This is a genomic window from Streptomyces sp. NBC_00019, assembly GCF_045041015.1.
GTDB lineage: Bacteria > Actinomycetota > Actinomycetes > Streptomycetales > Streptomycetaceae > Streptomyces.
This window is the reverse complement of sequence record NZ_CP108302.1, coordinates 9,740,176-9,752,791: the sequence shown is the minus strand read 5'-3', so window position 1 is coordinate 9,752,791 and position 12,616 is coordinate 9,740,176. Positions and strand designations below refer to the sequence as shown.

Annotated in this window: 9 protein-coding genes and 1 pseudogene; 7 read left to right on the top strand and 3 right to left on the bottom strand. The window is 70.1% G+C overall.

The genetic code is table 11. The features are described 5' to 3' along the window. The first annotated feature begins 26 nt into the window (after window positions 1–26). From OHU89_RS45250 to OHU89_RS45225, 6 genes are all read left to right on the top strand, one after another. The gene (locus OHU89_RS45250; RefSeq protein WP_405651633.1) at window positions 27–1,142 is read left to right on the top strand and encodes a LacI family DNA-binding transcriptional regulator; all 1,116 of its coding nucleotides are present in this window, start codon (window positions 27–29) and stop codon (window positions 1,140–1,142) included. 399 nt (window positions 1,143–1,541) lie between these two features. Continuing rightward, window positions 1,542–2,933: an ABC transporter substrate-binding protein gene (locus tag OHU89_RS45245; RefSeq protein ID WP_405651631.1), complete on the top strand. Its 1,392-nt coding sequence runs from the start codon at window positions 1,542–1,544 to the stop codon at window positions 2,931–2,933. A gap of 1 nt (window position 2,934) precedes the next feature. Next, entirely contained in the window at window positions 2,935–3,831 is an 897-nt protein-coding gene (locus OHU89_RS45240) for a carbohydrate ABC transporter permease (protein WP_405651629.1), read from the top strand. Beyond that, window positions 3,828–4,769 carry a carbohydrate ABC transporter permease gene (locus OHU89_RS45235; protein WP_405651627.1) on the top strand — a complete coding sequence of 314 codons (942 nt, stop codon included), beginning with the start codon at window positions 3,828–3,830 and terminating at the stop codon, window positions 4,767–4,769. Before OHU89_RS45240 ends, OHU89_RS45235 begins: the two co-directional genes overlap by 4 nt. A gap of 46 nt (window positions 4,770–4,815) precedes the next feature. Continuing rightward, entirely contained in the window at window positions 4,816–6,942 is a 2,127-nt protein-coding gene (locus tag OHU89_RS45230; RefSeq protein WP_405651624.1) for a beta-galactosidase, read from the top strand. A gap of 46 nt (window positions 6,943–6,988) precedes the next feature. Next, the gene (locus OHU89_RS45225) at window positions 6,989–8,794 is read left to right on the top strand and encodes an RICIN domain-containing protein (protein ID WP_405651622.1); all 1,806 of its coding nucleotides are present in this window, start codon (window positions 6,989–6,991) and stop codon (window positions 8,792–8,794) included. An 89-nt stretch (window positions 8,795–8,883) separates the two neighbouring features. Here OHU89_RS45225 and OHU89_RS45220 read toward each other — a convergent pair. The 3 genes and pseudogenes from OHU89_RS45220 to OHU89_RS45210 all read right to left on the bottom strand — a co-directional run. Beyond that, window positions 8,884–9,315: pseudogene (locus tag OHU89_RS45220) on the bottom strand (zinc-binding dehydrogenase); the annotation flags it as partial. A 41-nt stretch (window positions 9,316–9,356) separates the two neighbouring features. Further along, window positions 9,357–10,946 carry a hypothetical protein gene (locus OHU89_RS45215; protein WP_405651619.1) on the bottom strand — a complete coding sequence of 530 codons (1,590 nt, stop codon included), beginning with the start codon at window positions 10,944–10,946 and terminating at the stop codon, window positions 9,357–9,359. A 604-nt stretch (window positions 10,947–11,550) separates the two neighbouring features. Then, window positions 11,551–12,147 (bottom strand): SDR family oxidoreductase, encoded by a 597-nt coding sequence (locus tag OHU89_RS45210; RefSeq protein ID WP_405655121.1) that lies wholly within the window; start codon window positions 12,145–12,147, stop codon window positions 11,551–11,553. Between OHU89_RS45210 and OHU89_RS45205 the strand changes: the two genes are divergently transcribed. Beyond that, window positions 12,062–12,490 (top strand): flavodoxin, encoded by a 429-nt coding sequence (locus OHU89_RS45205; protein WP_405654928.1) that lies wholly within the window; start codon window positions 12,062–12,064, stop codon window positions 12,488–12,490. The genes OHU89_RS45210 and OHU89_RS45205 overlap by 86 nt on opposite strands. Window positions 12,491–12,616: the final 126 nt, after the last annotated feature.

Below are 12,616 nucleotides of genomic sequence, written 5' to 3'. Positions count from 1 at the left end.
GGATCGTGCGGCCATCGGGAGACGTCATGACGCGAGGTACTGGACGGGACGGAAGCCCCGGCGCGCCGCGCAGTGTGGACGTGGCCCGTGTGGCCGGGGTCTCGCAGAAGACGGTGTCGCGGGTCTTCAACGACGAGCCGTACGTCTCCGCCGACGTACGCCAGCGCGTCCTCGACGCCGCAGAACAGCTCGGCTACCGGCGCAACAACGCCGCCCGGGCACTGGCCTCCGGGCGGACCCGCTCGATCGGCGTGGTGACACTGGGCACGGCCCTGTACGGTCCCGCCTCACTGCTCATGGGTGTGGAGCGGGTCGTCCGTGACACGGGCTACGCGCTCCGCGTGGTCAACACGATGGAAGGCGACCCGGCGGGCCTCGCCGGCGCCGTCGGCTCGCTCCTCGACCAGGGCGTGGACGGCATCGTCATCTCCGAGCCGATCGACGAGCCGGGTGGCGGCGAAGCCGAACCCCTCCGCGTCGACGTGCCGATTCTGGTCCTCGGCGCGCCGCAGCCCCTGGCGGCGTCCACGGTGCTGTTCGGGGGACGCGGCGCCGACCAGATGGCACGGGCGGTCGTCGAGCATCTGCTGGACCTGGGCCACCCGACGGTCCATCACCTCGCCGGCCCCCAGCGGTGGTACGCCGCCAAGGACCGTCTCGAGGGATGGCGGTCGGCACTGGCCGCACACGGCAGGGACGAGCCGCCCGTCATCGAGGGCGACTGGTCGGCCGCCTCCGGCTACGCGGCGGGCCGGAAGCTGGCCGCCGACCCCGAGGTGACGGCGGTGTTCGCCGCCAACGACGACATGGCCATCGGCCTCATCCGGGCTCTGGCGGAAGCCGGCCGGAATGTGCCGCAGGACGTCAGCGTCGTCGGCTTCGACGACATCCCGGTCGCCGCCTATGTGACTCCTCCGCTGACCACGGTGCGACAGCCGTTCGACACGGTGGCGCAGGAGGGGCTCAAGCGACTCGTGCACGCCATCGAGAACCCGCAGGCAGAACCTCTGCCGACGAGTGCTCCACCGGTCGACCTCATCGTGCGTGCTTCCACCCAGCCCCCGCCGCCCCGGACACCACCGGGACGCCGACGACATAGCACCTCCCGATCCCCTGGAGAGGTCCCCTCACTCGCTCCCTGAGAAAGGCTCGTCCACCCGCCGCTGAACGGCGCCGATCAGTTCTGCCTCCAGAGCCCGGACCCGGCGCATGAGCCCAGGGCCTGGCGGCCGTACCGGCCGTAGCTCAGTCCCTGCCCAGCCCGACCGCGTCCCCGCCACTGCGGACGACCCCGCCACCCGGACGACGCGCGCATGCCCCTCCACCCAGCGGCTCTCGAGCCGCAGCCGCAGCGCGCTGCGGCCCGTCCCACACCCACCTGCGTGCCATACACCGGTCGCAGCCAGCGCAACCAAGCTTGCCGAACCCGTCGGCTCCGACGTCCAGATCGTCGCGCCCACACCTGTATTCACCTTCGCCATCCCCGTTCCGCACGCCCTCCCCCGGCGTGCTGTCCCCTTCGCCATCGGCGGGAGTTCACCATGCCCACATCCGGATCCTTCGCCAACTCCTCCTCCATGAACCGTCGTCTGTTCCTCACCGCGACGGGCGCCCTGTCGCTCGGCGCCGCCCTCACCGCGTGCGGCGGCGGTGACTCCGGCGGTTCCTCCGCGGCCGCAAAGCCGGTCAGTCAGGCCGACATCGACAAGGCGATGAAGACGCCGACCGAGCTGACGTTCTGGACCTGGGTCCCGAACATCGCCAAGGAGGTCGCCCTCTTCGAGAAGAAGTACCCGGCGGTCAAGATCAAGATCGTCAACGCCGGTCAGGGCACCCCGCAGTACACCAAGCTGCGTACAGCACTGAAGGCCGGAAGCGGCGCTCCGGACATGGTGCAGATCGAGTACCAGGCCATCCCGACCTTCACGATCACCAACAGCCTCCTGGACCTGCGTCCTTACGGCGCCTCCGCCCTCAAGGGCCAGTTCGTCGACTGGACTTGGGGCCAGGTCAGCGGCAGCGACGGCGAGGTCTGGGCGATCCCCCAGGACACCGGCCCGATGGGCATGCTGTACCGCAAGGACATCTTCGACAAGCACGGCATCGAAGTCCCGGGGACCTGGGACGAGTTCGCCGCGGCGGCCCGCAAGCTCCACAAGGCCGACCCCGACGTCTACCTCACCAACCTCGCGGCGAACCAGCCCGCGGCCTGGCACGGCCTGCAGTGGCAGGCGGGCGCCAAGCCCTATGTGACCTCCGGCAAGAGCGACATCGCCATCAGCGTCGACGACGCCGTCTCCCGGAAGCTCGGCGACTACTGGGGCGGGCTCGCGAAGGAAGGCGTTATCGGCGTCGAGCCGGACTTCACCGACGCCTGGTACGCGGCCCTCAACAAGGGCAAGTACGCCACCTGGCTCACCGCCGCCTGGGGGCCCGTCTTCCTCTCCGGCTCCGCCAAGGCCACCGCGGGCAAGTGGCGGGCGGCCCCGCTGCCGCAGTGGGACTCCGCCAAGCCCAGCTCGGGCAACTGGGGCGGTTCGACCACCGCGGTCATCCGCTCGACCAAGAACCCCATCGCGGCAGCCGAGTTCGCGAAGTTCCTCAACTCCGACCCGGCCAGCGCGCGGATGTTCGCCACCGAGCAGTTCTTCTTCCCGGCGACCAAGGCCCTGCTCACGGACGCCGAGTTCGTCGGCCAGGCGCCGTCGTTCTACGGCGGCCAGAAGGTCAACCAGCTGTTCGCCGACATCAGTTCCACGGTCAACTCCTCCTTCCAGTGGCCGCCGTTCCTCGACCAGGCGGCCACCGACTGGACAGAGACGGTCGGCAAGTCCCTCGCCGACAAGACCGACACCGTCCGCGCGCTCGGCACGTGGCAGTCGCGACTGACGACGTACGCCAAGGGCCAGGGCTTCACCGTCAAGGGGAGCTGAGATGGCTGCCACCACCCCGGCCCCCGCCAAGGGCAAGCGCCGTGCGGCAGGGCCGCTGTTCGTCGCACCGTTCATGGTGCTCTTCCTCCTGCTCTTCCTCGCCCCGCTCGGCTACGCCGCCTACCTCAGCCTCTTCCAGGAACGCCTCATCGGCGGCACGGCGTTCGTCGGGCTGGACAACTACATCAAGGCCGTCCAGGACCCGCAGCTCATCCATGGCGTCGGACGCGTCGCACTGTTCTTCGCGATCCAGGTCCCGGTGATGCTGCTGCTCGCCCTGCTGTTCGCCCTCGCGCTGGACAGCGGGCTGCTGCGGCTGGCCCGGGTCATCCGGCTGGGCATCTTCGTGCCGTACGCGGTGCCCAGCGTGGTCGCCGCGCTCATGTGGGGCTATCTCTACGGCCCGGACTTCGGCCCGTTCGCCCAGCTGAGCCGGGACCTGGACCTGCCGGTCCCGCACTTCCTCAGTGAGAGCTGGATGCTCGGCAGCCTCGCGAACATCGTGACCTGGGAGTTCGTCGGCTACAACATGATCATCCTGTACGCCGCCCTGCGCACCATCCCCACCGAGCTGTACGAAGCGGCCGCCATGGACGGCGCCGGCGCCTGGCGCATCGCCTGGTCCGTCAAACTCCCCGCCCTCAAGCCGGCGCTGCTGCTCACCCTGCTGTTCTCCGTCATCGGCAGCTTCCAGCTCTTCAACGAACCGAACCTGCTGATGAAGGTCGCCCCGGACGTCATCAGCAGCTCCTACACCGCCAACCTCTACGCCTACTCCCTCGCCTTCACCGGCCAGCAGGTCAACTACGCGGCCACGGTGTCCTTCCTTCTCGGCCTCGTCATCGTGATCGCCTCCTACGCCATCCTGCTCACCGCGAACCGCAGGAGGACCCCGTGACGACCACCACCGCCCTGCCCCCGGGGACCACGAGCGCCCCGCCCAAGGGCCGGAAGTCCGCGACCCGCAGCCGGCGTAAGCCGTCCTCGGGGCGCCGTAGCACCCCGCTGACGATCGCCATGCTGGCCGCCCTGGCCTACTTCCTCCTCCCCCTGTTCTGGCTGCTGATCGCCTCGACCAAGAGCACCCAGGACCTGTTCAACAGCTTCGGCCTGTGGTTCTCGGACGCCCCGCAGCTGCTGGCGAACATCAAGGCGACCTTCACCCAGGACGACGGGGTCCTCGTGCACTGGCTGCTCAACACGGTGATGTACGCCGTGGTGAGCTCCGTCGGTGCCGCCCTGCTCGCGGCCGCGGCCGGGTACGGCTTCGCCAAGTTCCGTTTCCGCGGCGACCGGTTGGGCTTCAACCTGGTCCTCGGCGCCGTCATGGTCCCGACCACCGCCCTGGCGATCCCGACCTACCTGCTCTTCGCGGAGGCGGGCCTGGTCAACACCCCCTGGGCGATCATCCTGCCCTCCCTGGTCAACCCGTTCGGCCTCTACCTCATGCGCGTCTACGCCCAGGACGCCGTACCCGACAGCATCCTGGAGGCCGCCCGCATCGACGGCGCCGGGGAAGCACGGATCTTCTTCACCATCGCCCTGCGACTGCTCGCGCCGGGCCTGGTGACCGTGCTGCTGTTCACGCTGGTGGCGACCTGGAACAACTACTTCCTGCCGCTGATCATGCTCAACGACCCCAACCTGTACCCGATCACGGTCGGCCTCTCCTCCTGGGCCGCCCAGGCCCAGAACGGCGGGGCCGGCGCCAGCAGCGACATGCTCGCGCTCGTCGTGACCGGCTCCCTGATCTCGATCCTGCCCCTCGTCGTGGCCTTCCTGCTCCTGCAGCGGTACTGGCAGAGCGGCCTGGCCGCCGGCGGCGTCAAGCAGTAGGGCACGCAGCCCTCGTACCACTCCCCCTTCCCCGGAGGTTTCCTTCATGCCGGCTCTGCCTGCCCGCGTCCTCTTCGGTGCCGCGTACTACCACGAGTACCAGCCTTACGAGCGCCCCGACGAACGTCTCAAGACCGACCTGGACCTGATGTCCGAGGCCCATGTCACCGTCATCCGGGTCGGTGAGTCGGTGTGGTCGACCTGGGAGCCGGAGAACGGACGGTTCGACCTCGACTGGCTCCAGCCGGTCCTCGACGGCGCCCACGAACGCGGCATCTCCGTCGTCCTCGGCACCCCGACGTACGCCGTCCCGCCGTGGCTCGCCCGCCAGTACCCCGAGATCACCGGCGAGCGGCGCACCGGCGAGCGCATCGGCTGGGGTGCCCGCCAGGAAGTCGACTTCACCCACCCCGCGTTCCGCTTCCACGCCGAGCGGATCATCCGCAAGATCGTCGCCCGGTACGTCGACCACCCCGCGGTCATCGGCTTCCAGGTCGACAACGAACCCGGCCTGGAGCTCTTCCACAACCACGGCGTCTTCCAGCGCTTCACCGACCACCTGCGCGCCAAGTACGGCGACGTCGAGACCCTCAACCGCGAGTGGGGACTGGTCTATTGGTCGCACCGGCTGTCGACCTGGGCCGATCTGTGGACCCCGGACGGCAACGCCCAGCCCCAGTACGACGTCGCCTGGCGGGAGTTCCAGGCCCGACAGGTCACCGAGTTCATCGGCTGGCAGGCCGACCTCGTCCGCGAGTACGCCCAGTCCGAGCAGTTCGTCACCACCTGCATCTCCTACAAACGCCCCGGGGTGGAGGACGACGAGCTGACCGACCGGCTCGACATCGCCACCGGCAACGCGTACTACGGCATGCAGGACGATCTGCTGCTGCCCGACCCCACGCCGGACGGTCTCGAGCAGGGCTGGCAGACCACCGGCGTCTGGGCGCTCTACCAGACCGCGGACTGGATGTACTCCTCCCGCCAGGAGCCCTTCCTGGTCACCGAGACCAACGCCGGCTCCATCGGCATGCCGTGGGACAACCGCCCCGCCTACGACGGCCAGTGGCGCCAGGCCGCCTGGGCGCTGGTCGGGCGCGGGGCCCGGATGATCGAGTACTGGCACTGGCACACGCTGCACTTCGGCGCGGAGACCTACTGGGGCGGCATCCTGCCCCACACCGGGCAGCCCGGCCGTACCTACGCGGAACTGGCCCGGCTGGGCGCGGAGTTCGACGCCGCGGGCCCGCTGGTGGCCGGGCTCGAACCGGACGCCGACATCACGATGGTGTACTCGACGCCGAGCAAGTGGCTGATGCAGAAGTACCCGCCGCTGGCCAAGCCGGACGGCGAGCCCGACCCGACCGCCTACCACCGCATCTTCGACCCCTTCTACCGCGGCGCCTTCGACGCAGGCCGCCAGGTCCGCATCGTCCACGCCCGCCAGCTGCACGACCCGCGCGGCGACCGGGAGGGAATGACGCCGCAGGACGCCGCCCAGCGCCACCCCGTCCTCGTCGTCCCGGCGCTGTATATCGCCGCCGACTCGACACTCGACTGGCTCGCCGCCTACGCGGAAGCCGGCGGCCACCTGATCCTCGGCCCGCGCACCGGCTACGCCGACCACGAGGCGCGGGCCCGCCACGAGCCGGCGCCCGGACGGCTGGTCGACGCCGCAGGGGTCCAGTACGACGAGTTCAGCAACCTCGTACGAAAGGTCCCCGCGCGCTCGGCGTCCGGTGGACCGCTGGACCTGCCCGAGGGCGCGACGGCGACCCACTGGGCGGAAGGCCTGACCGTCACCGACGCCGACGTCCTCGTCGAGTACGACCACCCGCACTTCGGCCGCTGGCCCGCCGTCACCACCCGCCGCCACGGTGCGGGCCGCGTCACCACCGTCGGCACCGTCCCCGGCCGCGACCTCGCCCGGGCACTGGCCGCCTGGATGACACCGGCGTCCCGCGACGCGTGGACGGACCTCCCGGAATCCGTCACCGCCACGACCGGCACCTCACCCGACGGACGCCGCGTCCACATCGTCCACAACTGGAGCTGGGAGCCCGCCCGCGTCCAGACACCGGTGGACCTCTCCGACGCCCTGACCGGCACCGCCCTCCCCACGGGCACGGAGCTGGAGCTCGGCGCCTGGGACGTCCGCGTACTCGTCGCCTGACCCGACCCCTGACCGGCACCACCGTGGCCATCCCCCAGGAGGGGCAATGCACACAAGAAGAGCAGGAAAAGCGCTGGGCACCTTCGTCGCGGCATCAGCGATGCTGGCGATACCCGCCTCCAGTGCGCAGGCGTACAACCCGACGGGCGGAATCCTCTACCAGCTCGGCAGCGAACCGTGTCTGAAGGGGCGGGGCAACTGCGCGGTCTACCCGAAGTCGGCGCAGCTGCCGAGCGGGCGTCTGGTCGCGTCGTTCGAGAAGTCCACGGTCGTGTCGGCTACGGACAGTGCCGACAGACAGACCCTCCCCGTGTACAAGAGCGACGACCACGGCACGTCGTGGCAGCCGCTGTCGGAGGTCAAGGCTCCCGCGTACCTCTCCAGCGACCCCAAGTACGCGAAGTACACGAGCAATTGGACGAACCCGTACCTCTACACGCTTCCGCAGGACGTCGGGAACCTGAAGCAGGGCACGCTGCTCCTCGCGAGCGTCGTGTCGGGCGATGACTATTACTACAGGGAGCACAAGGCGGCCGACCCGAACTGGACGCCGTCCAACGACGGAGACCGTAAGGACCTGGCGATAGCCCTGTACTCCAGCACCGACGAAGGTGCGACGTGGAAGGTCCTCAACATCGTCGCGACCGGCGGCTGGCAGGGCGGCAGTGCGGGCGCGACCGGGCAGAACATCGCCGCCGCGAACACGAACAAGCAGGTGGATCCCCTGTGGGAGCCGTACCTGATGGTCTACAAGGGCCAACTCGTCTGCTACTACTCCGACGAGAACGACTACACCGGCTTCAACGCGAGCACCGGCGTCCCGACGCTGGACCCCGCCAACGACACGGCCACGGACTCCCTGGGCCAGATCCTCGCCCACAAGACCTGGGACGGTCGTAGTGCGCAGTGGAGCGGCCCCGTTGTCGACGTCGCCGGACTGACCCAGAGCATGGGAGGCGGCAAGACGGAGATCGGCGGCGGGCGGCCGGGCATGGCGAACGTCGTGCGCACGACGGACGGCAAGTGGATGCTCCCCTTCGAGTACTGGGGCGGCGGAGCCAACACCAGGTACGTGGTCGCCGACAACCCGTTGGAGTTCTACCGGGGTTCCGCCACCGGCGCGGACATCGCCTCCCTGCCGGTCGACTCCGGCTCCCGTCCGCTCGCCAGAAACGGCAGTCCGGTGATCATCAGGCTGCCCGGCGGGCGCCTGGTCTACAACGCGGCCGCGAGCGGCAACGTCTGGGTCAACGAGAGCGGACGCAGCGACGGCACGTGGAAGGAGTACCAGACGACCTCACCGGCCTCTTACAGCCGCAACCTGCAGTACGTCGAGGGCACCGGCCGCATCGCGATCCTCAACAACCAGGGCACGTCGACGATCGCCTACGCCGAGGTCGACCTCGGCCAATCGGCCGGCGCCTACTACCAGTTGGTCAACCGCAAGACCGACCAGGTGATCGGTACCGGGAACAACTCCAACGACGCGAACCTCGGCAACGGCGACGTTCCCGACATCGTCCTGGAGGACCCCGGCGCGGCGGCCAACCCGGACACCCAGTACTGGCACGTGGTGACCGAACCGAACGGCGGCACGACCCTGCTCAACAAGTCGGGCGGCCGCGCGGCGGCCATCTGGACGGGCAACGCCACGGCCGGCCAACGGATCGGCCAATGGGTCGACAACAGCGCCACCGGCAGCTGGAACCTGATCAAGACCAGTGACGGGTTCTACAAGCTGCAGTCGGTCAAGAACACCAGCCTGTACCTGACCGGCGCCACCGACGGAGCACCTCTGACCTTGCAGAACGCGGCCACGGACGGCTCGCAGGACTGGGAGCTCGTCCAGTAGGCGCTCCCGGCCTTCACGGTCGGCGACACCCCGTACGAGGGCTCCAGGGGGCGCTGCTCCTCGTGCGGGGTGGTCTCATGCCGGTGCGGTCAGTTCAGCGTCGAAGTGTCGATGACGAACCGGTACCGCACATCGGAGGCCAGCACTCGCTCGTACGCCTCGTTGATCTTCTCGGCCGGGATGACCTCGACCTCGGAGCCGATGCCGTGCTCGGCGCAGAAGTCGAGCATCTCCTGAGTCTCGCGGATACCGCCGATCAGCGAACCGGCGAACGACCGGCCCTGCAGGATCAGCGAGAACACCTGGAGCGACAGCGGCTCGGCGGGGGCGCCGACGTTGACCATGGCGCCGTTCACGGCCAGCAGGCCGAGGTAGGCGTCCAGGTCGAGCTTGGCGCTGACCGTGTTGACGATCAGGTCGAAGGTGCCGGCCAACTGCTCGAAGGTGGCCGGGTCGCTGGTGGCGTAGTAGTGGTCGGCGCCCAGACGCAGACCGTCGTCCATCTTCTTCAGCGACTGCGACGGACCGCGTCGTACAGCCTGTACGGTCCGCTGGTTCGTGATCATGCGCAGCCGTTTTCGGGGGAGCGCCCGGTGGCGTACCCGGACGTCAGCCGGTACTCGCCCGCACGGCGCACGGTCACCTCGGTCCACGGGCCGTTCGCCCGCACGCAGGCGCCCTCGGCACGCAGCCACGGCGAGTACACGATCCGCACGGTCACCGTCCCGGCGCGCGGCATCCACAGGGACAGGTCCGCCTCTCCCCCGAGCCTGACGTGGGCCGGAGCGGACACGAGCGGGCGGGCGTCACGGACGCGGTAGATCTTCCAGTACCGGTCGTGCCAGACCGGCTCCAGCCAGTCCTGCCCCGCCGCGATCAGGTCGGTCTCGCTCACCGCCGACCTCTCGGGCGTACCGGTGTACACGACGACGAAGCCGACAGCCCAGTGGCGCAGCCAGGCGTGGTAGCGCGGACCGTCCAGCGAGCCGTCGTAGAACAGCCGCCCCCGCTCGACGTCGAGTTGCTGGTTCCAGCCCCGCATCAGTGGCACGTGCGGGGCCAGGAGGGTGGCGCCACGATGGTCGACGTCAGTCGGCATCTCCACTCTGGTGCGGTCGGCGCCCAGCCGGTCGAGTGCGGCGAACACCCCGTCGGTGTGCGAAGCCCAGGCCGGGACAGGGTCCGGGCCACGCAGATTCCCCAGCGACGTCAGACAGAGGTGGAACACGGACAGAGCGGCGACCAGCAGCGCCACCCCGCGCGAAAGACTCCGCCGTATGCCCTTGCGGGTCGCCGTGGAACGGCGGTGGAGCGCGGCCGCGAGCAGTACCGCCGGGGCGAGATGTACGGCGAGCCGCTCCACGTTGGAGCCGATCGGCGAGGGGATCAGCCAGCATAGGACGACCCCGACTGCGTACACGACGGCCCCGGCCCGCACCACCCGCCACTCGCGCGGAGCCGCCCACGCCACGGCGGCCGACAGCAGCACGGGCAGGACCATCCGGCTCGCCGCCATGGGCTGCTCGCCCTGGAAGGGGAACAGCAGGGTCGTGCAGGCGACCACGGCGATGGGCGGAACCGCGAGCGCGAGGGACTTGCCGTACTGCCGGTCCAGCAGATAGCCGGCACCCGCGACCAACAGGAAGAGCCCTGCCACCGGACTGCCCAGGGTCGCCAGCAGTGCGCCGAGGGCAGCGGCGGTGAGCCGGGAAGGTCGGGGCGGACGGCCGGCCACGGCCAGCAGTCCGGCAAGTCCGAGGGCGAGGCCGAGTGCGAAGGTGGTGCGGCCCAGCGCGACGTTGTACCAAAGGCCCAGTGCGGCGACCAGGGCCGGCCACACCGCCACCCGCGGGACAGTGCGTTCCAGCAGCCGGGCCAGCAGCCAGGTGGCGCTCACCCCGGCGAGGACGGAGACGGTACGGACGCCCAGCACCGCCATCAACGGCGGTGACAGCACGCTGTAGTTGGCGATGTGCGCACCGCCGAACCAGAAGAGCCCGTACGGCGCGCCCGGGTGCCGGGTGAAGAACCCCGCCCACGCGTACTGCGCGGCGAGATCGCCGCCGCCCGTCGCGAGGAAGAGAGCCCACACGCCGTACAGCGGGAGGACGGCGGCGACCGCGAGCAGCGGGACTCGGGACGCCTGAGGCACGGGCGACCGAGGTTCCCGGCGTCGTAGGGGCGGTGGGGGGAGAACTGGAGGCAGCACGGAGGGCGTTTGCAGGGCCATGACGGATTTCCGGGTTCGGTGAGGAGCCGTGAGGGGGAAGGCCGGGCCGTCTCAGAGGCGGCGGGACAGGATCAAGGCGCGCTGGCCGTCCGTGTCTCGATCCGCGGCTCCGGATGACGGGCGGCCGGCTTCGGGGTGGTCTGCCGTGGCCGGCGTCATCCGCTCAGCGGCCTGGGTGACCGCCGCCGTGCGCACTCGCAGTTTCGGTGGCTGGGCCCGCGTCGTGTGATGTCCCCGATGCAGCCGCACGGCGGTCATGCCGGTTCGGCCCTGGTCGTATCCGCACGCGGGAGCCCTCTCAGTGGAACCAGGCCCGCCCAGGGACCCACCAGGCGGAGGGCTCCTGGAATCCGCGGACCCGAGCGAGTGTCACGGCCGGATCGACCCCGGCTGACATCACCACTCTCGCCGCGCGCGCCCGCTCCTCGCCTCGGCCGATCGGCCATCCCTCGCACGGGTCACGGTCGTTCACCTCGGCCGATCGGCCATCCCTCGCGCACGGCCACTCGGACGCAGCGCCGGCGGGTCACCGTTGGATCCTCAAACGATGCGGCGCAGGATGACGACCCCCGCTGTTCTCGGCCGCATGTGGAGGGCGGCCGAAGACTCGTCCACCAGGGCCGTTGCCGCGCGCCATACGCCCGCGTGGTTCGTGCCGGCCGCGACACTGCACATCCGCAGACAGCCGTCCGCCCGGCTCCGGACTGCGGATCCGGGCGGATTGGCGGCCTCGGCTGTCGGCTCGGTACGGCGTCGTCAGCTCACCGGCACGCAGCGCCGCGGTCACGCCGCCATCCATGAGGAGGTCGGCCCCGGTGATGAAGCCGGCCTCGCGGCCGAGCAGGAACGCAGCGGCCGCGGCGACCTCCTCGGCGGTGTCGAAGGGGCTCGGCCGCGGGGTCTCCAGGACGAGCTTCAGGTCCGGGCGCACGCTGCGGCTCGGCGGCGGAGGGGCTTCGGGGGCGTACCGCGTGGCCCGGGTGGAGAGCTCGCTCAGGTGCCGGTGCTCGGCGTCGTCCAGGTGCAGGGCGTGGGCGATCGCGTCCAGCGCGGAGGGGCTGGGGCGGGTCTCTTTCGCGGACGTTGCGGGCGACCGTCTCGTCGTAGTCGTCGGAGTAGGCATCGACGGCTTCGATGAACAGAACGCCGACGCCCGGCCGGCCATCGTCAACCCCCTGTCCTCAGTCGAGCGTTACGACGTGTTCCTGCTGGCCGGCCCCATCTGGAACGTCAGAGCACCCATGATCATGTCGAGCTTCGCCGAAGGGTACGACTTCCGCGGAAAGACCGTCCGTCCGGTCACGACGCATGCGATGAGCGGACTGGGTACGACCGAGCGCGACTACGCGGCCTCCTGCCCGGAAGCGACCATCGGAGAAGGGCTCGCGGTGCGCGGCGAGGAAGTCGGGAAGGCCGATGCGGAGGTCCGGTCGTGGCTGCGGCGCATCGGTGCCGCAGCCGAGTAGGGCTGTACGCCGGGTTCAGCCCGCTCGGCCCGACGCGAGAGGCGGGCGAAAACGCCTTTCGTGTCGGGCCGACGACAGCTAGCGTCTGGGTGCAGCGAGTCGCCCACGAGGAGTTGAGAGATGCCC

What these genes read in the sequence shown, in the direction of transcription:
- OHU89_RS45210 (WP_405655121.1), bottom strand. Translation starts at nt 12,147, where the DNA reads ATGCCTACTCCGACGACTACGACGAGACGGTCGCCCGCAACGTCCGCG.
- OHU89_RS45230 (WP_405651624.1), top strand. Translation starts at nt 4,816, where the DNA reads ATGCCGGCTCTGCCTGCCCGCGTCCTCTTCGGTGCCGCGTACTACCAC.
- OHU89_RS45245 (WP_405651631.1), top strand. Translation starts at nt 1,542, where the DNA reads ATGCCCACATCCGGATCCTTCGCCAACTCCTCCTCCATGAACCGTCGT.
- OHU89_RS45225 (WP_405651622.1), top strand. Translation starts at nt 6,989, where the DNA reads ATGCACACAAGAAGAGCAGGAAAAGCGCTGGGCACCTTCGTCGCGGCA.
- OHU89_RS45250 (WP_405651633.1), top strand. Translation starts at nt 27, where the DNA reads ATGACGCGAGGTACTGGACGGGACGGAAGCCCCGGCGCGCCGCGCAGT.
- OHU89_RS45240 (WP_405651629.1), top strand. Translation starts at nt 2,935, where the DNA reads ATGGCTGCCACCACCCCGGCCCCCGCCAAGGGCAAGCGCCGTGCGGCA.